The organism is Candidatus Chlorohelix allophototropha, from assembly GCF_030389965.1.
Classification (GTDB): domain Bacteria; phylum Chloroflexota; class Chloroflexia; order Chloroheliales; family Chloroheliaceae; genus Chlorohelix; species Chlorohelix allophototropha.
On the sequence record NZ_CP128400.1, the window covers coordinates 524,840 to 547,352 of the forward strand.

The following is a 22,513-nucleotide window of genomic DNA, read 5'->3' on the forward strand; positions in this document are numbered from 1 at the left end:
GTGACTACGCGAATTTTCACAACCACACTTCCCGGGTTGCTCAAGATACAACGTCCAGAGCAGCCTGCGGAAGATGCAAAAAATCCCTTTGTGGAAATTGCAGACCTTGCCGAGCTTAGCCGTATTAGCGGTAAAACTTTCCAGACTCTCCAGATAAACCATTCACATTCTATGCAGAATGTTTTGCGTGGGTTGCACGCCGAGCATTGGGATAAAATTACTTGGATAGCCCGTGGGCAAGTAATGAGCGTGATTGTGGATATTCGCCCGGACTCGCCCACTTTTGGTAAATACGAGATTTTTGAACTGAGTGATGAAAATCGCCTTGCACTTTATATCCCGGAAGGGTTTGCTAATTCCGCCTACGCCATCACCGAAATAGATTATATGTATATGGTTTCCAAACTTTATGATGGCAGTGATACCTTTGCAGTAGCGTGGGACGACCCCGATCTCGCTATTCCTTGGCCCACTACAAACCCGATAATCAGCGAACGCGATAAGCAGAACCCCCGGTTGCGAGAACTTTTTCCGGATAAATTCCAATAAAGGAGGAGCGTCTTTGCAAGAACACGCTGAAAAGATTCTAAAGCCACTTCTCAGAGGGTGGTTTCATGCTTTTGCCGCGATTGCTTGGATTGGGGTAATTATTTTTCTATGCTGGGAATCTTCCGAAGATTTGCCACGCATGTTCAGTGTGTTGGTTTTTGGGGTCAGCACCTTTATACTATATGCCGTTAGCGCGATTTACCATATTTTTGATTGGCGCGGTATTTGGCATAAGATTTGGCGCACTTTTGATCACGCCAATATTTTTGTACTCATAGCCGGAACCTATACTCCTATCTGCTTTAACGTGCTTTCCGATTGGGTTCGCATCATCACCTTGAGCGCAATTTGGCTGATGGCGCTGGCAGGCATAGTCATTTCAATTCTGGGAAATCGCATTTCAAGAGGAGTACGAACCGGATTCTATCTGAGTATGGGCTGGGTTTCGTTGCTAACTTTTCCCGCGCTAATCTCGGTATTGCCTTGGTATGCGGTAGGCTTCTTAGTGCTTGGTGGCGCGTTGTATACAGTTGGTGTGCTGGTTTATGCGCTACGCCGTCCTAATCCATTTCCTAACTATTTTGGTTTCCACGAAATCTTTCATATATTTGTGATTGCGGGTGGAACGGCATTTACCTTGTGCATTTATTTCTGGGTATTGCCCTACCCGCGCATTTGAGTTTGCTTTTATTCGGGGCATTATCTAGAATAATAGGGATTAAATGTAGTTGTCTTTTCTCCAATGTGGTGACATATCCCTATGAATAGACCCGGTGACTCAAAAGTTCGCGAAGCAGTAGCCAGCCTTTTCAGCCTTCAGAATGAAGGGTCGGGCGTAGCGGGTGTTAATAGCAATCTCAAAAGTCGCACCCTTCTCCATCAATGGCCGCTCTCGCGAGTTGAACGTCTTAAGTTTCGAAGCTCAGAGTTGCCTAATTTGATTTTCAAAACCATTTTACCTCCCCTCCACACCGAATTATTAACTTATCAGTATTTATTTGCCCAGCGTAATCGCTGGACTCCTTTGCTTTACGGTACCTTTGAAGTGGGTAACGAAGTCTGGCTTTTTCTGGAAGATTTAGGTGACCGCACTTTGAATAAGGAGAACTCCGTTGAAAATCTTTATCGGGCTATTTCCACTCTTGCTGGTTTGCATACCTCTTTTGAGTCACAGGTAAAAACGGGCGAATTGCCTTCTAATTTAGACTTGCCCTTTTATGATGCGGATAAATATCGCCAGAGCGCAGTGGATGCGCTCAGAACCACCGAATTGCTGGTAAAACAAGGCAAATATCGGGCAGTGACTTCTCGCCATCTTGCCAAGCTTGAAATAGTGGTGGATAGATATTCCAGAATTGTTAGCACTTTGGTACAATTGCCGCAAACACTGGTACATGGCGAATTTGATGCCGATAATATAATATTTAGCGCGGAGGATGGTCGCGTTGTAATATTGGATTGGTCAACTGCCTGTTTTGGCGCTGGTTTGCTTGATCTCGTAGATATTACCAATTTTGCGGTTACTACCTTTGGCAATGAGATGATGCCGAGGGTAACACAGGCTTACCGGGAGGCTTACCGCGCAATTAGTGGCACTCCCTTTCCGGTGGAAGATTTCGAAGAAGCGTTGGTGAGCGCGCAGATTGAAAAGAAAATGAGCATGATTCGTTGGTTTAACCAATGCGGTTTGCATTATATTCCTTCCGGTCTGGTTGCTTATAATTATTCAGTTTCAAGCTTGATTGATGAAGTTTTTGACCTATCTACGATATTAAGATAGAAGCTTTAGTTATTTAATCACGTAACAATTCGGGCAGATAGAAAATAGACCTATGTAACTAACGGAATCCGAGCGGGGTTCTCAGGGGTGCAACCACTGTGCGGGGTGGCAAGGGGTGTCCCCATAGGTTACAAGTTAAGGGTTCTAAAGGATTGTCAAGCAAAAAAGAAGCAAAATAGCTTATAATTTGAGGTATGAGTACCCAAAATAATAATAAAAAGAATACCAAAACGAGCCATTCACGTCAGACCAGAGCAATAATGTTGGAGCGCTCAAAACGACCCGTCCCCGCCCCAACCGAGCAGGAAATAGAGCAACTGCTCAATCAGTTGATCGAACCAGCAATTCTAAATCTGACGCAGCATTATCAAAGCTTAGGCTTACGTTGCCGTACCCTCACCCTACCAGTAATGGTTTGTTTCCTGATTAGTCTAATCTGGCGACAATTGGGTTCGGTCAGTGCCGCGGTTAGAGAACTTAATCAGTACGGACAACTGTGGCAACCAGCCCTTAAAGTAAGCCAGCAAGCCGTGAGTGAACGTTTGCGAGAGTTGCCCGCTAGTCTATTTGAAAGTATTTTAAGGGAGGTCTTGTCAGAAGTACAAAAACGTAGCCAAGCTCGCCAACGTCCCCTCCCGAAAGAGTTGCAAAAGGGACTGGCTGAGTTCAAACAGATAGTGGCAGTGGACGCTTCCAGTTTGGATGCCTTGATAAAGAAAGTGGGTTTGTTACGGGAAACTGAGCAGACGGTATTAGGTGGGCGAATGTTAGCAATGTTAGACTTGCGTAGTCAATTACCTACCCAAGTATGGTATGAGGAGGATAGTTACTGCCACGAACAGAACTGGTGGGAACAAATTTGTGAAAGCCTGCCCAGTGGAGCTTTACTGCTGTTCGATTTAGGCTTCGTGAATTATGGGCGATACGCTCAGTTAAGCTCAGAAGGCAAATACTTTATCAGTCGGGTCAAGAGCAGAATGGTGCATCAAGTTCTCCAGAAGTTAAGCTGGAGAGAGGGGCAGCGTGAATGGCTAATACAAGTGAAAGATGCGGCTAGGCAACCGTTAATATTAAGGCAAGTGGAAATAGAATATGCGGGTAAATGGTACAGTTATGTCACCAATGTGCTGGAGCTAGAGCGGTTAAGTGGCACTCAAATCGCCGAACTATATCGGCAACGCTGGCGGATAGAGGATGCCTTCAAAACGGTAAAACGGTTGCTGGGCTTAGCTTATTTTTATGGCAGTAGCCAAAACGCCATATTATTACAGTTATGGACAACCTGGTTAATGTACAGTGTCTTGATTGATTTGAGTGATGAGGTGGCGGAGGAATTGGAACTGCCTTTGAGCCGAATTTCGGTAGAAATGGTATATCTGGGGCTGGGTCATATAAGCCGTGTGAGGGCTAGAGGGCTAGAAGTTAGTGTGGTTCAGTATTTGGCCACTAATGCCAAACTTTTAGGGATTGTCAAACGTCCAAGACCCAGACCTAAACCTGATTTGACTTTCCCTTTAATTTCTTAACTTGTAACTGATGGGAACACCCCTTGAACTCCTCTCTTCTATTCCCCCTTGAGGGGGTAGGGGGTGAATAGTTACTTAATCACATAGATTTTGAAATAGCTTATGGAAAACACCGAAGATTTTGCTGAAAAAACCGTTTCTTCTTTTGAACTTGTGCGAGTATATTCATTGCCAGAATTACCCCCCGGTAGCCGTAAAGTAGTGCATATTGATACTGGCAATGTATTGCTTTTAAATATCGATGGCGAAATATTTGCGATTTCTAGCCTCTGCCCGCACGCTGGAGGTCATCTAAAATACGGCTATCTTGAAGGTTATACCATCGAATGCCCGCTGCATTACTGGCCGTTCGATGTGCGCGACGGTACTCTCGTAGGGATGAATCAAGCTAGTCTTTTTGAATACCAACTTGATATCTATCCGGTGCAACTACAAGGTGATCAGATTTATTTAAAGCTCGCACGCCCCTCTTAAAATGTTCGTCCGGTTTCGCTTTGTTCTTTCATGAACCAGCCCCTTACTTTGCGCCACACCTTCCCCCAATTTGTGCTAAAATTACGCCCGTGAATAACAAAAAAGAAGGAAGCGGGCAAATGGGGCTGCAATGATCAGCGGCATCCTGAATATCTACAAAGAGATCGGCATGACCAGCCATGATGTGGTGGCGGGGGTGCGTCGAATATTACACGAAAAAAGGGTAGGGCATGCCGGTACTCTTGACCCCGCCGCCGAGGGTGTTTTGCCGGTTTGTGTGGGGCATGCTACTCGTGTGGTGGAATACCTCAGCGATTCCCGCAAAATCTATTGCGCCGATTTGGTTCTGGGAATTGAAACCGATACCTACGATCGCGAAGGTATAATTCAGGCTATCGGCGAAGTGCGCAATTATAGCCGTGATGAGCTTGAGCAAGCGGTGGCAAAGTATCGGGGCGCTATTATGCAGGTTCCACCATTGTATTCGGCTATCAAGGTGGCAGGACAGCCGTTATACAAGGCGGCAAGGGCAGGTAAAGGCGCGGATATTGAACTCGTCCCTCGCCCGGTGGAAATTTATGAATCCAGAATCACCTTGTGGGAATCTCCTTGGCTGCGCTTGTGGGTAGAATGTGGGAAGGGCACCTATATACGCTCACTGGTGTATGATATAGGAAAAGAATTGGGTTGCGGCGCTTATATGCAACATCTGGTAAGAGTCCAGAGTGGTGGTTTTCATATTAAGGATGCTATTACCCTGTCCGAACTGGCAGCGCGAGTTAAAGAGGATACCCTAGAAGAAGTACTTATGCATGCCGACCGCGCTATAGGCACTTTCCCGGCAATTATAGTTGACCCACGCACCGCAGAAAAAATCCGACAGGGACGAAATTTGCCACTAGAAGAAGATTTGCCACTTTCCCAGTGGAAGGTAAATTTAAATGTCAGCACCGATCTACCCTACCGACGAGTTTATACTGATGAGGGTGATTTGCTGGCGTTATTGGAACGCGAAGGGCAGGAATGGCATCCTGCCAAAGTCTTTATTTAATTAATCCGGTTTAGGTTTGGAGGTTTTAGGTTTGGAGTTACTGCACGACCTGTACCAGTTAAAGCAGCGCGATGAAAAATTAATCATAACAATCGGCGCATTTGACGGTGTACATGTAGCACATCGCGCGCTAATCGCAGGTGCGGTAATGCGGGCGCGTGAACAAGGCGTGAAGTCCGCAGTTATTAGCTTCAATCCGCATCCTGATACTGTAGTGCGCCCTAACTATCCCATGATTTATCTCACTACGCTGGAAGATAAAGCCGAGCTTATCGCTGAAATCGGTGCCGATTATCTGATAATCCAGCCCTTTACTACAGACTTTATGCAACTTACCCCTGAACAGTTCGTGGAGTGGCTTATCACACCCGCCAATGTAACCGAAATTCATGTGGGAGAAGATTTTGTTTTTGGGCACAAAGCTTCGGGAAATATTATAAAATTGCGCGAAATGGGTAAACAACGCGGTTTCCATGTGCACAGCCTTGCCCCGCTTGAAGTTGGCAATGAGATAGTAAGCAGCACTAGTATTCGTAAGCTTTTAATAGCAGGTTATGTAGATCATGCTTCCCGTTTGCTTGACCGTTTTCACAGTGTGCAAGGCATAGTTTTACATGGGGCGCAGCGTGGGCGAGTTATCGGTTTTCCAACTGCTAATATCGAAATCCCTTCAAATTTCGCCATTCCGGGCAATGGCGTTTATGCCACTATTACTACTATCCTGGAAGGGAATCGGCGACACGAATATTCTAGTGTTACAAATATTGGAGTGCGCCCCACCTTTGATAACGGCTCTCGCAGTATCGAAACCCATCTGTTGGACTTTTCAGACGACCTTTATGACAAGCATCTGAAAGTGCAATTTGTCGCTAAATTACGAGATGAGCGCAAGTTTTCGGGAATCGAGGAAATCCGCGCCCAACTCCAATTGGATGTAATGAAGGGGCGCGAGGTGCTGGCAGCACACGGGCACGGCTGATTCCTCAATAATATTCAGTTGGAAGAATTATTTGACAACCGTTCGAGTAAAAAGTATAACGAACTTGCAGTAAGCCCAGTAATAATGCGCTTATAACCGAAGGTTTATTTGAAGCGCATGCAGTAATGTACCAGGAGTAAGTTTTATGTTGTACGAAGTTGTACGTGAAGAAACCGATTCGGCAAAACGCCCTACTTATCAGGTTTTGAATCCGGCAAACCGTGAGGTAATCGCCGAAGTTGAGATTGATAGCCCGGATGATGTGGCGCTGGCGGTAAAACGCGCCCGTGTTGCTCAGAAAGAATGGGCAGCGCTGAGTTTCAAAGAACGCGCAAATCGTTTATATGCCGCACGGAAGCTTTTGTTGGAAAACAAAGCACAAATGATAGAAACTGTCGTGCTGGAAACCGGCAAACCTGCCCCCGAAGTTTTGATGGAACTGCTCTATGTCAGCGATATTATAGGCTATTACGGGCGCAGGGCTGAAAAGTTTTTGGCAGATCGCAAAGTATCATTTCACCTACTGAAGAATAAGGGCGGCACTATAGTGTATAACCCTTATGGAGTAGTGGGAAATATCTCTCCTTGGAACTTCCCGCTGTTACTTTCCTTCGGTGATACGGTACCCGCGCTGCTGGCAGGGAACGCAGTAGTGATAAAACCGAGCGAGTTTTCGCCACTTTGCGCTCACTTGATGATGGATTTCTGTCATAAAGCCGGAGTTCCTCGCGATGTATTACAAATCGTCAATGGGATAGCAGAAACCGCAGGCGCGTTAATCGATGAAGCCGATCTAATTTCGTTTACCGGCAGCGTACCTACTGGCAAAAAGGTAATGGAACGCGCTGCCCGTACTCTTAAACCGGTATTGCTGGAATTGGGTGGAAAAGACCCCATGATAGTGCTAAGTGATGCTAATCTCGAACGTGCAGTACATGGCGCAGTTTACGGGGCTTTGTTTAATTCCGGGCAAGTGTGCATCTCGGTAGAGCGGGTTTATGTGGAAGCGTCTATCTACGACAGTTTTGTGCAAAAAGTAGTAGAACAGGTACAAAAATTACGGGTAGGAGTGGAAACATGCAGCGGGGATAGCGTAGATATGGGTCCTCTGATGTCTGAACGCCAGTTATCTATCGTAGATAGGCAGGTGGAAGATGCCCGTGCCAAAGGCGCAAAGATACTAATCGGCGGACGACGACGTGAAGATTTAGGCGGCTATTTCTACGAGCCTACGGTTATTACCGATGTCACCGACGATATGCTTTTGATGCAAGAAGAAACCTTTGGTCCTGTATTGCCCATCATCAAGGTTGAAAACGCGGAAGAGGCTTTGCGCCTTTCCAATGCTAGCAAGTACGGACTAAGCAGCAGCGTTTGGACTTCTAACAAAGTTCGGGGTATGGCGTTGGCTCGTCAGATTGAAGCTGGTTCAACCTGTATAAATGATGTGGCAATAAACTATGTGATCCCCGAATTACCGATGGGTGCTATCAAGCAAAGCGGTTTTGGCTATCGGCATGGTGCGGAGGATGGTATCCGAATGTTTTGCCGGGCGCAAGGTATTTTGTCGGACAGAGTGGGGATGAAGCGCGAATTATACTGGTTTCCCTACAACCGCCGCAGTGAGAAGTTAGTAGGCAAAGTATTAGATTTCTTATTCAAGCGATAATCAAACAAGGGCAGGCGATTCTAAACCTGCCCGCATACCTTTAACAATTGGAACTGATGACGACTACCGATAAAAACATGAGGGTGGGGGGATTCCGGGAAATCAAATTACCACCGGGTGATCTCGCAAAACCTTTCTTTTCGTTTGACCTTGACGGAGTAATAGGTACTCCATTACTTGGGTTGGATTGGACTTTGAGCCGCAAACTGACCGATGATGAAATCGGCGAGGTGCGACGGGTTGATAGGGCAGTTTCAGGCTTGCCCGGCAGAGTTTCGCTAAAATTCAAAGATTTATCCCAACAGTTGCGGTATTTTGGGCGCAGACCAATGCCGGGAGCACATGCGGGAATTGCCGAAGTGTATAAACATCGTAACCTGATAATTATTACCGGGCGTAGCTATCTGGCACGCAAAATCGTGCAAGCGTGGCTTAAACGTTATCAACTAGATAAGTATATTTTGGATGTTTTTGCCAATTATACTGACCAATCCACCCGTAAGTACAAACTTCATCTGCTACGCCAGTTTGAAATCAACGAGCATGCCGATGATGACGGTGGCATTGTGTATTATCTGGCAAAATGCGGAATCTCCCACGTCTATCTGCGGGATTGGCGGCGCAATGCCGGATTGCCTTATCCCTCCAATGTGGTACGCTTCACCCACATTGCCGAGATTGCCCGTGATATTGAGAGTCGCGCTCGGCAGCAAGCCTTATGAGCAGACTATTTGAGGTAACGCTACCCGCTAGCCTGCGTCCAAAACTAGCACAAGGGCATCCGTGGGTCTATCGTGAAGCTATTACTCAGGATGTGAAATTACCAAGTGGGGCATGGGTTAAGGTACGCTGCGGCAATTTCTCCGCCTTTGGTTTGTGGGATAATTCCAGTGCCATTGCAATTCGCATCTTTTCTCAGCACCAAGTACCGGATGCAGAGTGGCTACAGGCGCGTGTACAGGAAGCGTGGGAGAACCGCGCCCCTATTCGCGAACGTCAACAAACCACCGCTTATCGCTGGTTATTCGGTGAGGGCGACGGCTTGCCGGGTATTACGGTTGACCTCTACGGGCAATTTGCCGTAATACAGACCTACGCTGAAAGCCTCGAAACCCTCAAGCCTATGCTAATCGAAGCCCTATGCAAGACTACCAAGCTCAAGGGAGTACTGGAAAGGTGGCGCGGTGAAGGCGACGAAGAAAGCCCGGTCAAATCTCGGTTGGTGTGGGGTAATATGCCGCCCCGTAACTTGGTAATTACCGAGCATGGGCTGCGTTTCCGTGCCAATCTTTTTGAAGGGCAAAAAACCGGGCTGTTTCTTGACCACCGCGAAAACCGCCGCCTTATGCAGGATTGGTGTTCCGGTAAGAAAGTGCTAAATCTGTTTAGCTATACCGGAGCGTTTTCGGTATATGCGGCGCGTGGCGGGGCTGCTAAAGTGGTCAGTTGCGATATTGCGGCGGCGGCTACCGCTGATGCTCGCCAAAACTTTGAGCTAAACGGCTTTGATGCATGGGAGCATGACTTTCTTTCTGAAGATTGCTTTGAACTACTAACCCGTTTTGTGGCAGAAGGTCAGAAGTTTGATATTGTGATTCTCGACCCGCCTAGTTTTGCTCACAACCGCAAGAATGTATATGCTGCCTTGCGCGGTTACGAGAAGTTGAACCGTCTTGCGCTGCAATGTGTCGCACCCGGTGGCTTGCTGGCTACCGCCAGTTGCACCGCTTATGTCAGCCCTGATATGTTCCGTGATATGCTGGCGCAAGCTGCGATGAGTGCCGGAAAACGTTTGTTATTGCAACATGATGCCGGGCAGCCTCTGGATCACCCCGTTCCCGTCCATTTTATGGAAGGACGCTATCTTAAGTTCGTTCTTGCCCGTGTGCTAGACATCCCCTAAAATTGTGGATTGACAACCACTGCTCGTTGGGCTACATTTCACATTGTAAAATATAGCCCAACATTATTTCAAATAATGAAAAACATGACGGCACGATTTGAAACGCAGGGTTATGAGGTGTAATATAGCGCTATTCCTGTTGCATGCTTAAAAATTTATCAGGAGGAAGCTTGTGAGCGTAAGCACCCACACTCGTATAGATACTCGCCTTGAACGCTCTATTTTGATAGTTCCGGCTGCCAATTTCAGAATAATCGAAAAAGCCGTTGCCAGTTCTGCCGATGCTGTTTGTATCGACTTGGAAGATTCGGTTGCGCCCAGCGAAAAGGAAGCCAGCCGCGCCAATGTGGTCAAAGCCTTGCGTGAACTGGATTGGGGCAAAAAGCTGCGCCTGTACCGCATCAATGGGCTAGACACATATTTTGCCTACCGTGATTTAATCGAAGTGATAGAAGCAGCAGGCGATAAGCTCGATTTGGTGATGGTTCCAAAAGTGAATCGCCCAGAAGATGTGTATGTGGTGGAAACGTTGCTTTCCCAGATTGAAGCCTACAAAGGATTTGGCAACCGAATCGGGATTGAGGCGCAGATTGAAACTGCTTTAGGTTTGGTAAATGTAAAAGAGATTGCCAAATCCTCCGAGCGTCTCGAAACGCTGATTTACGGTCCGGGCGATTATGCTGCTTCGGTGCAGATGCCGATGGATAACATCGGGGAACTGGACGAGAACGACAAGCTGTACCCCGGTCATCGTTGGCACTATGTGATGCATGCCATCGTCTCGGCGGCGCGTGCCTACGACCTACGCTGTATGGACGGACCCTTCGCCGGAATTAAAGATCCGGAAGGTTATTTGCACTCTTGTCGGGTTGCCCGCGCGATGGGGTTTGACGGTAAGTGGTGTATCCACCCTAGCCAGATTGAAGCGACCAATAAAGTGTTTTCACCACCGGAAAAAGATATTCAATGGGCGCAGACGGTAGTGAGCGAATATGAGAAAGCGCTGGCAGAGGGGCGCGGCGCAATCACGGTGAGCGGCAAAATGGTGGATGCTGCTTCGTTGCGGATGGCACGCAACATCGTGGAAAAGGCTAGAATCGCGGGGCTGGTTTAGACAGAGAGCGCAAAAGAGGATTTATGGCAATTGTTGAGGATACAAAGCTAATTGACCGGGAAAAACTGGCACGCGACCTCATGCAAATCGTGGGGGAGAGCGGCGTGCTGTGGAAAACCTACGACCTGAAGCTATACGAATATGACGGCTCTATTGACCGCCATATGCCGGAAGTGGTGGTTTTCCCGCGCAACACTCACCAAGTAGCCGAAATCGTTAAATATTGCAACCGCGAGAAACTTTACTACACGGCGCGAGGAGCAGGTACGGGCTTGAGCGGGGGCAGTATCCCCTTGCGAGGGGGTGTACTGATAACCTTTACCCGCATGAACCGCATCGTTGAAGTGGATGTAGAGAACTTGCGGGCAGTGGTAGAACCGGGCGTGGTGAACCTGCATCTTTCTCAGGCGGTAGCCGCCCAGAATCTTTACTATGTGCCTGACCCCAGTAGCCAAAAAGCCTGTACCATCGGCGGAAATGTGGGCGAGAATAGCGGCGGACCTCATACCCTGCTTTACGGTGTAACCACCAACCACACTCTAGCTTTGGAAGTTGTAACCCCTGACGGAGAAATTAGACGTTTCGGCGGCGCGGGTGCGCCCGATGCGCCCGGTTACGACCTGTGCGGGCTTTTTGTGGGCAGCGAAGGGACAATCGGGTTAGTCACGCAGATAACGGTGCGGCTCACTCCGCTCCCTCCGGGAGTTAAAACCTTTCTGGCGGTTTATGACGATATTGTGAAATGCTCGGACGCAGTTTCAGAAATTATCAAGGCAGGTGTGATTCCCGCCGCACTGGAGATGATGGACAATTTGGCGATACGGGCGGTGGAAGCCTCTGTCCAAGCGGGTTACCCTGTTGAGGCAGCGGCAGTGTTACTGGTGGAAGTGGAAGGCTTTTCCGAAGCGTTAGAGCAACAATCCCAAGCTATCGAGGAAATTTGCCTTAGCAAAGGAGCGCTCTCCTTTAAGGTAGCGAAAGATAATGCCGAGCGTGAAAAGCTGTGGAAGGGGCGCAAGGGTGCATTTGGCGCGATTGGGCGCATGTCGCCCGATTATTACGTTTGCGATGGGGTAGTGCCACGCAGTGTATTGCCGCAAGTATTATCACGCATTTCCGAGATTTCCAAAGAATTTGGACTACCCATTGCCAATGTGTTCCACGCCGGAGATGGCAATTTGCACCCCCTGATAATGTTCGATGCTAATAAAAAGGGCGATACCGAAAAAGCGGTTGCTGCCGGAACGGAAATTATGCGAACCTGCGCCGAATTTGGTGGCGCGTTGTCTGGAGAGCATGGCATCGGTGCGGAAAAGCGCGACATGATGTGCTTTGTCTTTAACGAAGAAGATTTAGGAGTGATGCGGCGGGTGCGTGATGCTTATGATACGCGGGGGTTATCCAATCCCGGCAAGGTTTTCCCAACTCCCGGTCGTTGCGGCGAAACCCGCATCCCAAAACAAGGTACAGCGCAAAAAACTTACGAACGCGATGGTATGCAAGCCTGGTAGGAGGAATAGATGCAAGATTTGGAACTGAAAACTATCACGCCCACCTCCGCCGAAGAGGCTTCTGCTATACTGAGGGCAGCTTGGGAAAAGAACCTCGCGATTAATATTCAGGGTGGCGGAACACGACAATATATCGGTAATCTTTCTACCGTCAAGCCCACTATTACCCTTTCCACTTTAAAACTGAACAAGTTGATAGCTTATGAACCGAGTGACCTGACCATTACTCTTCAAGCCGGGGCGCGTTGGTCTGAGGTTAAAAAAATTCTGACAGAGCGGGGACAATGGATACCGCTGGATATTACCGAACTCCCCGACTCAACGGTGGGTGGGGTAGTGGCAACCAATGTGAGCGGACCCAAGCGTTTGCTCTATGGTACGCTGCGTGACTTGGTAATTGGCTGTGAATTTGTGTTGGCGGATGGCTCGCTTGGGCATAACGGTGGGCGGGTGGTAAAAAATGTAACCGGCTACGATTTGCACAAGTTGCTAATCGGTTCGCTCGGTACTTTGGGCTTGCTGACCGAAGTTACCTTTAAAGTATTGCCCTTGCCTCAAGCCAGTCGCTGGTTTATTGCCCATTTTAGCAGCTATGAAAAGGCGCTGGAGACCGCTCGTAAACTGGCGCGTAGCAATAACAGCCCTTCTGCTCTTGAGCTAATCGCGGAAAGCTCAAGCAAAGTAGCCTTATACGGTGCAGCGGACGGCGTAGAAGTGGCAGTAATCAGCCAGATAGAAAATATGGTGGCGCTATGCAAAGCGAACGGCGCTGCCGAAGTGAATCTTGTGACTGAATCGGCAGAAGCCCATGCTACTTGGGAAAAGTTGCGAAATTTATCTCAGGGTTACACAGTAAACTTGCGTTTCAGCGTCTTACCGTTAGATATACCTTTAGCTTGGAAACTAGCTTCAAAGATTGCCGGTCAATTGGAAATGAGCGCGGAGTTACAGGCACGCGCCGGAACGGGCTTGGTATATCTCTACGGTGATTTGGAAGAGGAACAGTTCAAAGATGCCGCCGAATTAATAGAGCAGGCGCGTTCGCAAATACAAGCCAGAGGTGGCAGCCTCGTTTTAGAAAAAGCGCCGGATGGCTTGAAAAAACTTGTCGAGGTGTGGGGTAATCCCGGCGGTACTAACAGTCTCACAAGTATGCAGGTGCTCAAAAACAGCCTTGACAGTAAAGGGTTGCTAAATCCCGGTAAGTTCTTGAAGGGGCTTTAAGCTAAATTATTGCATAAATTATAGAGGCAATATGAAAACTGTCAATAAAAATGCCATAGCGGGGGAAAGCCTCTCGCCATATAAAGGCAGCCCGATTCTGGACATTATCACCGAAAAACAGCTAAGAACCTGCGTGCATTGCGGGTTGTGCCTTAGCTTTTGCCCCACTTACAAAGCCACCGGGTTAGAAATGGATTCACCACGTGGACGTATCTACCAGATACGCGGCTTGGCTTCGGGCGAAATCTCCGCAGATGACCCTGATTTACGCAAACATCTTGACCTTTGCCTCGGCTGTCGCGCCTGTGAAACTGCTTGTCCTTCGGGCGTGCCTTATGGTTCGTTGCTAGAAGCGGCACGCGCTCAATTAGAGCCAAATTCTAAAACTGAACGCGCTATACGAAAGGTAACTCTTGGATTTCTGTTCATGCGTCCTTGGGCGATGCATTCTGCCGGATTCGGTTTGCGCCTTTACCAGAAGGGCGGCGTACAGAAAGCGGTACACGCTACTAAACTTCTCAATGTATTACCGGGCAAACTGGATGAAAAGGAAAAGATGCTGCCGGATGCGCAGGGCGGAATCCGAAAGCAGAAATTTGACGAGATAATCCCGGCAAAAGGCGCAACAAAAGCGCGAGTGGCTTTCCTGACGGGCTGTATCCAAGATGAGCTTTTCCGTGGTACAAACGCCGATACTATCAACGTTTTGACCCGTAACGGCTGCCAAGTGCTGATGCCCAAAAATCAGGCTTGTTGTGGTGCGCTCCATTCTCATACGGGCGATATTGAGCATGCTCGTGAGTTGGCACGCCGGAATATTATGGCTTTCGAGCAGACAGGCGCAGACTTCTATATCGTCAATGCCAGCGGTTGTGGTTCTGCCATGAAGGATTATGCTCATTTGCTGCACAGTGATGCTGCTTACGCTGAACGCGCCAAAAAATTTGTGGCTAAAGTGCGCGACCTTTCCGAAATACTGGTGGAAGTAGGTTTTGTGCCACCTAAAGGTCGGTTAAAAGCCCGCGTTACCTACCAAGATGCCTGCCACATGCGACACGGGCAGAAAATTTTCGAGCAACCACGCAAACTTATCAAGCAGATTCCGGGCGTGGAATTTGTGGAAATGAAAGAAAGTGATTGGTGTTGCGGAAGCGCCGGTATTTACAATGTGGTTCAGCCGGAAATGGCGAACGAAGTGCTTGGCTGGAAAACCGCCAATATTCGCCAAACTAACGCCGATATCGTAGTGGCAAGTAATCCCGGTTGCGCTATTCAAATCAGCTATGGCTTGCGCGAGGACGGTCAAAAAGCCGAAGTATTACACCTTGCTGAACTGTTAGAACGCGCTTATAAAGCCGGAGAATAAATTTAAAAGGGGAGAGAAGAATGTCAGATATAAAAAGAGTGGGTTTTATTGGATTGGGCGCGATGGGTCGCCCGATGGCAGAGCAATTAGTGAGCAAGGGCTTTGAAACTTACGTGGTAGCGCATCGCAACCGTAAACCATTAGAAGAGTTGCTTGCTCTGGGGGCGAAAGAAGCGGAGAATGCGTCTGATTTAGCGGGTAAGGTCGAAGTTATCGTGACAATGGTTCCAGACGCGCCTGAAGTAGAGGAAGCTTGCTTTGGCGCTAATGGGATTATCGAAGGGGCGCAACCCGGCTTGCTGGTAATTGATATGAGTACAATTTCCCCGGTTGCCAGTCAGAAAATCGCAGCACGCTTGAAAGAAAAGGGCATTGATTTTATAGATGCTCCGGTTAGCGGCGGGCCTTTCCGCGCTGCCACCGGTACATTGGCGATTATGGCGGGTGCAGACGAGGCTATTTTTGAGCGTGGTAAGGTTGTACTCAGCGCTATGGGTTCTCCGGTGCGGGTTGGTCCACAGGGTATGGGCGAAACCGTAAAACTGGTAAACCAAATTATCATTTCCCTGAATACACTGGCAATTGCGGAAGGCTTTGCCTTTGGGGTAAAGGCGGGCGCAGACCCTCATATGTTGCGCGAGGTATTGTTGAACGCTACCAGCGCCTCTTACCTGATGGACAAATGGATTCCCAACAATTTGCTCAAGGGCGATTTTTCCACGGGCTTTGCCACCGAACTGCTGTATAAGGATTTGAATGCGGCACTTGGCGCTGGTAAAGAAATGGGCGTACCGATGATGGGTACGGCGTTTGTGCAACAACTCTTTGGTATCCTGAAGGCTACGGGGCATAACCGTGATGACTACACCGTATTAGCAACGCTCTACACCGATGTTACCGGGAAACCGATTGCGTAAAGCTATGGTGTTATTTCTCCCTCTTTCCGGGCTGGGAAGAGGGAATCTTATTTTAAACAGAACATTCATACTATATTTATAATATTTCTCTGTTATAATTACATGTAAAGTGTTATTTATGACAAGTATTATTCGGAGTAATTGGTCTCATTTGTAGAATATAAGGAGACAAGTAGATGGGTCGTGTCATACTTTATGGACTTATTATAATAGCTATTCTTATAATTATCGGTATGTTTGTCGCCTTTATCGTGAATAATACTGCCCAAACCGTTATCAAATAAACGATGCGATATAGGAGTAAGTTCTAATGGGAAAAAGCTCAGGCGGATTTTTTGCCAAGCTGATAGGTGTGTTGGTTATCGCTACAGTGGGGATTGTTGGCTACCTGTATGTTACTTCGGGTTCCAATCCATTTACTAGCAAAAGCGTGGTGAATACTCCCGCGCCGATTTTGATTGGAAATATTACCCGCGAGTACAAGCTGATTACGGCTCAGGTAACCGGCTCTACTACGGTAGAGGGTGAAACTAAAAATCTAATACCGTTTTCCACCGAAAAATGGAATTATCAGATGGTTATGACTGTTACAGCCGGAATTGATATGACCAAAATGAAAGATACAGATATAAAAACCGATATGGAGAATCTGACGGCATCAATAACCTTACCTGCTCCAGAAATTTTAACAAAAGAAAGAAACGGTTGGGTTGTAAGTAAAGATTCACAGCTATTTAGCGGTACTAGCACCGACAAGAATATTGTAGATAAGATGCAGGCTACGGGTGAGCAGAAAATACTAGATGGCATTTTGCAAGATGGGAAGTTATTTCGAGAGGCGCGTCTGAACGCCGAAATTCAGTTGCGGAATTTTATTCTCCAATTGGGTTATCGACAGGTCAAGTTTGATTATGCTGATCAGCCAACTATCACGCCGACTACACCAACCTCTAGCTTGACTGCCCCACCTCGATAACATGAATCAACCCCCTTCCCGGTTTGGAGAAGGGGGTTTTGATTTCTAGGGGTGGTCAAGGGTTGTTAGAAATTCTCGTTCAAACGTTGGGTGGCTCGGCGAACTTCGAGGCGAGCGCGCCCTAGATTTCCTCCAGTGGTAAGCACAAATACCAACAGGTGATCGGCATCTACGCTGGAAATGAGATAACTTAAGTTATCAGCGCTGAGTATAATTTCACGTGCTTTTCCAGCTTTTAGGACACCAAGGGTGCGGTTGATGTTGCTAACCAACCCGGCAATTTCAACCTCAACCTCTACACTATCGATTCCTTCTACGCCTTCTGCCAGTATCGTATCAACACCTATCCCATCCAGTCCTACCAGACTGGCAGCAATGATGCCATCTACGTTCTGAATTGCCTCTGCTAGAATTTCCTGGAACGTCATTTGATCAAGACCCCCTTTTATGTAGAATTAGTAATGAATATTAACCTGAGTACCCATTGGCGCCCAATTGTAAATCCACTGTGATGCCGGAGTAGGTAGGTTAACACATCCATGGCTCATCGGATGACCGAAATTGTTGTGCCAATAAGTGCCATGAATAGCATATGCTTGGTAGAAATACATCACGTAAGGTACATTCGGCAGGTAGTAATAACTTGCTCCGCTACCGCCGGTCATCAATTGTGACTGATATTTTACATACACTTGGAAAGTACCAACCGGGGTGGCAAGTCCGGTCACTCCGGTACTTACCAGCGAACTGAAAACTGCCTTGTCGCCTTCATAGGCAACCAACCTCTGTTGGCTAATATTTACGTCAATCCATTTACCATCTGAAAGCGGGTTAACGCTGTTTGCCGCTTGTGGTGTTTCAGGTGTTTTGGTAGGTGCTGGGGCACCACCTTGCCCGCCCTGTGCGCTGGGTATAATTAGTTCTTGTCCAACGTTAATGACATTGGGGTCTGCGAGGTTATTTGCCTGTACAATGTCCGATACATTAACGTGGTAATAAGCGGCGATTGACGAGAGCGTTTCCCCTGCTACTACCTTATGTTTAACACTGCCTGTAGAGGCTTTTGTGTTGGCAAGGGCTTCGGTAGTTGCAACCATAGTGGTAAGAACGGTAGTAGGCACAGGAGTAGCAGGCGCTGTGGTAGGCTGTGGTTTGGGGGCAGCAGCTTGTCCCGGTATGCGGATTGTTTGCCCGATATACAGGTAGCTCATCACAGACAGGTTATTGGCGCTGGCTAGTTGGGAAATGCTGACACCGAATCTAGCAGCCACAGAAGTGAGGCTATCACCCGCTTGTACGATATAAGCTTCATCGCCCGTAGTTTGTGAAGTGTTAGAAGCTGTGTTAGTAGTCTGCCCTTGCGTGGGGATTTTTAATACTTGCCCGGCGTAAATGTTATTTACATTGACGATGGCGTTTGCCTGTGCGATTTCGCTAACGGTTACATTGAAACGGACTGCAATATCGCTCAGTGTATCACCGCGTTGCACCCGGTAGGTTGAATCCGCTGCCTGTGCTGGCGCTGCCACAGACATCAGAAAACAGGCAGATATAAGCACCATAATTAATAACACTGAGATTCGGTGGCGCATGTGCCTTACACTCCTTCGGTCTTCAAAATGCGTGTCTTTCCCCACACTGTATTTAGATATTTAGCATTCTCTTTTAACATTTCGGCGAGCCTATTTTTCATGGCTTTCCGAGCAAACCTGGAGTTGCGCGCTATAGTTTTACATAATTCTATATGTAAATTATAGCACCATTTTTTAACTTGACAATAACCTGTGTTGACTCTTTATTTAAGAACGTGCCAAGGTAATCAAAGGTTTCGCTTAGCTTGGCTTATATAATAGTTTTGAACAAAGAAAAGCTTAGACTACAGCAAAGTACTCAAAAGCTAATAGACTGATGGTAACGGGAGAACCGAGGTCTCGACTTACGGCTTCATAACTGGATAGCAGTGGAGAAGACCGACTTGCAAAGACTGTTCCCCGACCATTAGCGCTAGTAGCGGCAATTAGGCTTGTTACAGCGCAGTTATGCGACTGGCTATCCGCGATAAGCTTACGCACGCGCTGAATGGTTGGGTGTCCCGTAAGTTCAATAGTGCATTGTGTAGCAGCCCTTTTAGCTGGACTAAGGTGCAAAAAATGATTACTCCTCCATGTGAAACCCCAAAGCAAGCCTCAATAGGTCGGCTGTTTGCCGTGGGTATTGATGTAGGTTGTGAGAAGTGTAGTATAAGTGTACTTCGCCCTGACAAAACAGTAGTCATCAAGCCTCTCGAATTTACTAATGACGCGCAAGGTTATGCTTTTGTGCTGACTAAGCTCGAAAGTTTAGGGGTAATACCAGCTCAAATCACCATCGGCTTGGAAGCGACTGGACGTTACTGGGAAAACTTGTATCACTATCTAGCCAGATTGGGTTATAATTTAATTCTTTTACATCCGGTCCAAACCCATCAGTTCGCACAACGTCGTGGTTTACGGGCTAAAACTGATGCCTTGGATGCTGGAACGATTGCCAGGGTAGTCCTAAGCGATGAGGCTCGACCAGCTTATGTGCCAGGTGATTTGGTGGCGACCTATCGCGAATTAGTTCGGCTTCATTCCAACCTAGCCGATGAAATTGGTCGCTATCGAAATGAAATTCACGCCTTACTTTTTGTTATATTTCCAGAATATACTCAGGTCTTTGCTGACCCCTGCCGCCCCACTGCCCTGTCCTTATATCCTAGCCGTCAAGCAATTGCAGAAGTTCCTATAGGAATTCTAAGTGCTAAACTCATTGAATTAAGTAACGGTCATTATGGTTTGAAAACCGCTGAACGGCTACTTACATTGAGTAAAAAATCTGCCAGTAGTGGGCTTGCCAGTAATGCCCGTGCCCAGGGCTTAGTGATTTTGTGCGACCAATTGCTACATACCCAGGCTAACCTTGAGATTTTAGAAAGTGAAATTGCTCAACTACTGCAAAAAGATGAAGCAGCCAAGAAGTTGGCTGAAATCCCCGAATTTGGACCAAAAACCATCGCAGGGTTACGGGCAGAGCTAGGCGAAGTTGGACGTTTTACCAATTGTAATCAGGTGGTGGCCTACGCTGGGCTAGATTTAACCGTGAAGGAAAGCGGAAAATGGAAAGGCAAGGTGAAACTTTCCAAGCGTGGCAGTGGTCGGTTGCGGCGCCTGTTATACATGGTGGCATTAGTCAGTTTGCGTCTTAAAGTATCTGCCTTTGGGGACTATTACCGCGAATTAAGGAAGCGTGGCATGAATGGGCGCAGTGCATTGATGGCGGTTATGCGTAAGATGTTAATCACAGCTTACTCTTTGTTAAAGAACGACAGCACCTTCGACCCGAAAAAAGTCTGGATCGGTGCTAAGTTTGTGGCCAAAGAGTTACCATTGGTTGCTCAGGTGGCTTGACAAACTACGATGGCTTCTTCGCACAATATTATAAATCGAGATCAGAGCGGATTGCTCAAGAAGAGCGCAAATATATCCCCTAGGATGTAAAAAGGATTTGTGGGAACTATTTTATATCCCGGATGCCCTACGCAAATTTATGCAAAAGCAAGTTGATTTCATAGCACTATCGCATATACAAAGTGTATCTACACATTTCTTGCAAAGATACTATTAAGAATAGTGCTACTGTTAATTTCAGAAAATAGTAGAGCAATATGCCTATATGTTTAGCAAACTTACCCGGCGTAACCCGCGCATTTTTCGGAAGGATACGCCAGCTTCAATCGATTTGAGTAGAGTGGGCATATCGGAAACCTGCACGCCTGACAGCAAATTTACTCCAAACTTGAAAAGTATTGGCGTGAGGGGAGTAGAGGGACCGAGCATAATAACTTTAGTTCCGGGTTGTACAAGCTCAAGAATACTCTCAAGGGTGTGATTAATCAAAGTGCTGCTGGTAATTGCCAGCAAATCGGCGTAGGGTATCACTTTGGGAGCATCTGAAGCAGGCAAATCTCCTTCGCGCGGGTCTAGTTCCAACACCCAAAGCTTGTTCGCTATCGGTACAAGCTCTTTCACAAATGGAAAATGCCCTACAATTGCAACCTTACGCCCAATAGAATGTTCAACCAACCAATCGCCGGCATCAATGTCGGTAAGCGTCGTTGGGTCTGGAGAAAGCATACTATTCAGTGTCGCCAGTCCTAATGCTGCCTGAACAGGCGCAACCTCCCTAACTTTCTCTGCCAATATGCGTGCATCGCTAATAGGCAACTGGTTCAAGCCGTAATGAAATTGCGTTTGCGCGTTAAATTCCTCTGGTCCGGGGGTAGCAGCAATGCCAGCACGAGTTAACCCCTCCGGGTTAATAATCTCAACCAGTGTCCAGTTAACCCCGATATTGATCTGTTTTATTTTCCAGCCGTTGGGCAGCGTTTCAATTATAGAGTCAAGTATTATAGGCATAGCTTAAGAGCCTGCAACCTGTATGAAATCAGCCAAAGCTTTATCAAAAGCCATTTTGCATCTGGCAGCGCAAAATCAGAATCTAGCTATCGCTATTTTGGGTGCTTTTCTTTTTTGATGATTGTCTTGAGCGCAATATAATGAATAGTAGCAACAATGAAATTGCAGCACCAACATATAGAGGACGACGGTTGGGGGGAACAATATCTGAAATCACACCTTTAGCCACTCCCATTGCAAATTCAGTTTGGTTAGGAGCTTCTATTTTTGGTGGTGGGAGGCTTTCTTTCTCGGCTTTAGCTTTAACGACTGCTTCTATATATTGATTAACACCATCGAGGCTTTGCTTGGTAAGAGCTTTTGCGGCGCTTTCAACGAGGCGTTGTCCTACACTGGCAATACGACCGCCCACATGGGCATCACCCTCATAGGTCATCAGCGTTGTATTCACGCCTTGCTGTTCCAGCTTAACATGTCCGGTTCCTTTTACAAAGCCAGGTGCGCCGTTACCATTGATAGTCATAGTATAGCTCTCAGGCGCATTAAGGTCGGAAAGCAATACCTTGCCTTTAAATTTTCCTTTTACAGGTCCAACGTTAATTTCCAAAGCGGCTTCGTATTCATTATCACCCACAAGGGTTAATTGTTCGCAACCCGGAATAATTTTGGAAAGAACTTCGGGGTCTTGTAGCATGTGAAAGACCATTTCGCGAGGTGCTTCAAATGTATAATTACCATCAATTTTCACAGTCAATCCTCGATTAAAACTTATTATTTTTACTACTAGTCATCTCAAGTGTAGCTGCCTAAATTGTTGAGAGGAAAAATAACCTAACAACAAAGCTGAAATTAAAACCCCTTATTGTTAATGCTGCTGAGGAAATTCACTTATAAATGTATAAACAGGATAAAAGACTGGGATTCCTCCCCTGACATTTCCTTTGTTATAAATAACCGAACAAGTGGATTTGGGCAACTCTCAATTTTTTGATAGTAGCACAACTAAAGAGGATTGACAATTAAAATAGCGAATTCAAA

At 47.1% G+C, this 22,513-nt stretch carries 21 protein-coding genes; 17 read left to right on the top strand and 4 right to left on the bottom strand.

The genetic code is table 11. The annotated features are described in order from the left end of the window. From OZ401_RS14965 to OZ401_RS15040, 16 genes are all read left to right on the top strand, one after another. Complete coding sequence (locus tag OZ401_RS14965) at positions 1 to 549, top strand: dTDP-4-dehydrorhamnose 3,5-epimerase family protein (protein WP_341471271.1); 549 nt, start codon at positions 1 to 3, stop codon at positions 547 to 549. A gap of 13 nt (positions 550 to 562) precedes the next feature. Further along, the gene (gene trhA, locus OZ401_RS14970; RefSeq protein ID WP_341471272.1) at positions 563 to 1,228 is read left to right on the top strand and encodes a PAQR family membrane homeostasis protein TrhA; all 666 of its coding nucleotides are present in this window, start codon (positions 563 to 565) and stop codon (positions 1,226 to 1,228) included. A gap of 81 nt (positions 1,229 to 1,309) precedes the next feature. Further along, positions 1,310 to 2,329: an aminoglycoside phosphotransferase family protein gene (locus OZ401_RS14975; RefSeq protein WP_341471273.1), complete on the top strand. Its 1,020-nt coding sequence runs from the start codon at positions 1,310 to 1,312 to the stop codon at positions 2,327 to 2,329. Between the two features lie 194 nt (positions 2,330 to 2,523). Next, on the top strand, positions 2,524 to 3,855 hold the full coding sequence (locus OZ401_RS14980; protein WP_341471274.1) for an IS4 family transposase: 1,332 nt from the start codon (positions 2,524 to 2,526) through the stop codon (positions 3,853 to 3,855). Positions 3,856 to 3,957: 102 nt separating this feature from the next. Next, the gene (locus OZ401_RS14985) at positions 3,958 to 4,329 is read left to right on the top strand and encodes a Rieske (2Fe-2S) protein (protein WP_341471275.1); all 372 of its coding nucleotides are present in this window, start codon (positions 3,958 to 3,960) and stop codon (positions 4,327 to 4,329) included. A gap of 130 nt (positions 4,330 to 4,459) precedes the next feature. Next, entirely contained in the window at positions 4,460 to 5,380 is a 921-nt protein-coding gene (gene truB / locus OZ401_RS14990; protein ID WP_341471276.1) for a tRNA pseudouridine(55) synthase TruB, read from the top strand. Between the two features lie 31 nt (positions 5,381 to 5,411). Next, the gene (locus tag OZ401_RS14995; RefSeq protein ID WP_341471277.1) at positions 5,412 to 6,359 is read left to right on the top strand and encodes a bifunctional riboflavin kinase/FAD synthetase; all 948 of its coding nucleotides are present in this window, start codon (positions 5,412 to 5,414) and stop codon (positions 6,357 to 6,359) included. 145 nt (positions 6,360 to 6,504) lie between these two features. Then, complete coding sequence (locus OZ401_RS15000; protein ID WP_341471278.1) at positions 6,505 to 8,028, top strand: aldehyde dehydrogenase family protein; 1,524 nt, start codon at positions 6,505 to 6,507, stop codon at positions 8,026 to 8,028. Positions 8,029 to 8,084: 56 nt separating this feature from the next. Continuing rightward, the gene (locus OZ401_RS15005; protein ID WP_341471279.1) at positions 8,085 to 8,750 is read left to right on the top strand and encodes a hypothetical protein; all 666 of its coding nucleotides are present in this window, start codon (positions 8,085 to 8,087) and stop codon (positions 8,748 to 8,750) included. Continuing rightward, entirely contained in the window at positions 8,747 to 9,931 is a 1,185-nt protein-coding gene (locus OZ401_RS15010; protein WP_341471280.1) for a class I SAM-dependent rRNA methyltransferase, read from the top strand. The genes OZ401_RS15005 and OZ401_RS15010 overlap by 4 nt, the downstream gene beginning before the upstream one ends. A gap of 172 nt (positions 9,932 to 10,103) precedes the next feature. Then, positions 10,104 to 11,045 carry an HpcH/HpaI aldolase/citrate lyase family protein gene (locus tag OZ401_RS15015; RefSeq protein ID WP_341471281.1) on the top strand — a complete coding sequence of 314 codons (942 nt, stop codon included), beginning with the start codon at positions 10,104 to 10,106 and terminating at the stop codon, positions 11,043 to 11,045. 23 nt (positions 11,046 to 11,068) lie between these two features. Further along, complete coding sequence (locus OZ401_RS15020) at positions 11,069 to 12,556, top strand: FAD-linked oxidase C-terminal domain-containing protein (RefSeq protein WP_341471282.1); 1,488 nt, start codon at positions 11,069 to 11,071, stop codon at positions 12,554 to 12,556. 9 nt (positions 12,557 to 12,565) lie between these two features. Next, positions 12,566 to 13,780, top strand: coding sequence for an FAD-binding oxidoreductase (locus tag OZ401_RS15025; RefSeq protein WP_341471283.1), 1,215 nt, complete (start codon positions 12,566 to 12,568; stop codon positions 13,778 to 13,780). Between the two features lie 31 nt (positions 13,781 to 13,811). Beyond that, the gene (locus OZ401_RS15030) at positions 13,812 to 15,146 is read left to right on the top strand and encodes a (Fe-S)-binding protein (protein ID WP_341471284.1); all 1,335 of its coding nucleotides are present in this window, start codon (positions 13,812 to 13,814) and stop codon (positions 15,144 to 15,146) included. A gap of 20 nt (positions 15,147 to 15,166) precedes the next feature. Further along, positions 15,167 to 16,063 carry an NAD(P)-dependent oxidoreductase gene (locus OZ401_RS15035; protein ID WP_341471285.1) on the top strand — a complete coding sequence of 299 codons (897 nt, stop codon included), beginning with the start codon at positions 15,167 to 15,169 and terminating at the stop codon, positions 16,061 to 16,063. A 310-nt stretch (positions 16,064 to 16,373) separates the two neighbouring features. After that, positions 16,374 to 17,039, top strand: a complete 666-nt coding sequence (locus tag OZ401_RS15040) for a DUF4230 domain-containing protein (RefSeq protein ID WP_341471286.1) — start codon at positions 16,374 to 16,376, stop codon at positions 17,037 to 17,039. A gap of 65 nt (positions 17,040 to 17,104) precedes the next feature. Here OZ401_RS15040 and OZ401_RS15045 read toward each other — a convergent pair whose 3' ends face one another. Both OZ401_RS15045 and OZ401_RS15050 read right to left on the bottom strand, forming a co-directional pair. Beyond that, positions 17,105 to 17,467 carry a roadblock/LC7 domain-containing protein gene (locus tag OZ401_RS15045; protein ID WP_341471287.1) on the bottom strand — a complete coding sequence of 121 codons (363 nt, stop codon included), beginning with the start codon at positions 17,465 to 17,467 and terminating at the stop codon, positions 17,105 to 17,107. A 27-nt stretch (positions 17,468 to 17,494) separates the two neighbouring features. Then, on the bottom strand, positions 17,495 to 18,631 hold the full coding sequence (locus OZ401_RS15050) for a LysM peptidoglycan-binding domain-containing protein (protein ID WP_341471288.1): 1,137 nt from the start codon (positions 18,629 to 18,631) through the stop codon (positions 17,495 to 17,497). Between the two features lie 447 nt (positions 18,632 to 19,078). On the opposite strand from OZ401_RS15050, the gene OZ401_RS15055 reads away from it, so the two are divergent. Next, entirely contained in the window at positions 19,079 to 20,467 is a 1,389-nt protein-coding gene (locus tag OZ401_RS15055) for an IS110 family RNA-guided transposase (protein WP_341471289.1), read from the top strand. A 261-nt stretch (positions 20,468 to 20,728) separates the two neighbouring features. Here OZ401_RS15055 and OZ401_RS15060 read toward each other — a convergent pair whose 3' ends face one another. After that, the gene (locus OZ401_RS15060; protein ID WP_341471290.1) at positions 20,729 to 21,475 is read right to left on the bottom strand and encodes a DUF364 domain-containing protein; all 747 of its coding nucleotides are present in this window, start codon (positions 21,473 to 21,475) and stop codon (positions 20,729 to 20,731) included. An 82-nt stretch (positions 21,476 to 21,557) separates the two neighbouring features. Beyond that, the gene (locus OZ401_RS15065; RefSeq protein ID WP_341471291.1) at positions 21,558 to 22,223 is read right to left on the bottom strand and encodes an SRPBCC family protein; all 666 of its coding nucleotides are present in this window, start codon (positions 22,221 to 22,223) and stop codon (positions 21,558 to 21,560) included. Positions 22,224 to 22,513 lie beyond the last annotated feature (290 nt).

Coding starts and splice junctions, on each gene's coding strand:
- OZ401_RS15050 (WP_341471288.1), bottom strand. CDS start 18,631: ATGCGCCACCGAATCTCAGTGTTATTAATTATGGTGCTTATATCTGCC.
- truB (WP_341471276.1), top strand. CDS start 4,460: ATGATCAGCGGCATCCTGAATATCTACAAAGAGATCGGCATGACCAGC.
- OZ401_RS15055 (WP_341471289.1), top strand. CDS start 19,079: ATGCGACTGGCTATCCGCGATAAGCTTACGCACGCGCTGAATGGTTGG.
- OZ401_RS15045 (WP_341471287.1), bottom strand. CDS start 17,467: ATGACGTTCCAGGAAATTCTAGCAGAGGCAATTCAGAACGTAGATGGC.
- OZ401_RS15030 (WP_341471284.1), top strand. CDS start 13,812: ATGAAAACTGTCAATAAAAATGCCATAGCGGGGGAAAGCCTCTCGCCA.
- OZ401_RS15060 (WP_341471290.1), bottom strand. CDS start 21,475: ATGCCTATAATACTTGACTCTATAATTGAAACGCTGCCCAACGGCTGG.
- OZ401_RS15035 (WP_341471285.1), top strand. CDS start 15,167: ATGTCAGATATAAAAAGAGTGGGTTTTATTGGATTGGGCGCGATGGGT.
- OZ401_RS15020 (WP_341471282.1), top strand. CDS start 11,069: ATGGCAATTGTTGAGGATACAAAGCTAATTGACCGGGAAAAACTGGCA.
- OZ401_RS14985 (WP_341471275.1), top strand. CDS start 3,958: ATGGAAAACACCGAAGATTTTGCTGAAAAAACCGTTTCTTCTTTTGAA.
- OZ401_RS15025 (WP_341471283.1), top strand. CDS start 12,566: ATGCAAGATTTGGAACTGAAAACTATCACGCCCACCTCCGCCGAAGAG.
- OZ401_RS15005 (WP_341471279.1), top strand. CDS start 8,085: ATGACGACTACCGATAAAAACATGAGGGTGGGGGGATTCCGGGAAATC.
- OZ401_RS14975 (WP_341471273.1), top strand. CDS start 1,310: ATGAATAGACCCGGTGACTCAAAAGTTCGCGAAGCAGTAGCCAGCCTT.
- OZ401_RS15040 (WP_341471286.1), top strand. CDS start 16,374: ATGGGAAAAAGCTCAGGCGGATTTTTTGCCAAGCTGATAGGTGTGTTG.
- OZ401_RS14980 (WP_341471274.1), top strand. CDS start 2,524: ATGAGTACCCAAAATAATAATAAAAAGAATACCAAAACGAGCCATTCA.
- OZ401_RS15000 (WP_341471278.1), top strand. CDS start 6,505: ATGTTGTACGAAGTTGTACGTGAAGAAACCGATTCGGCAAAACGCCCT.
- OZ401_RS15010 (WP_341471280.1), top strand. CDS start 8,747: ATGAGCAGACTATTTGAGGTAACGCTACCCGCTAGCCTGCGTCCAAAA.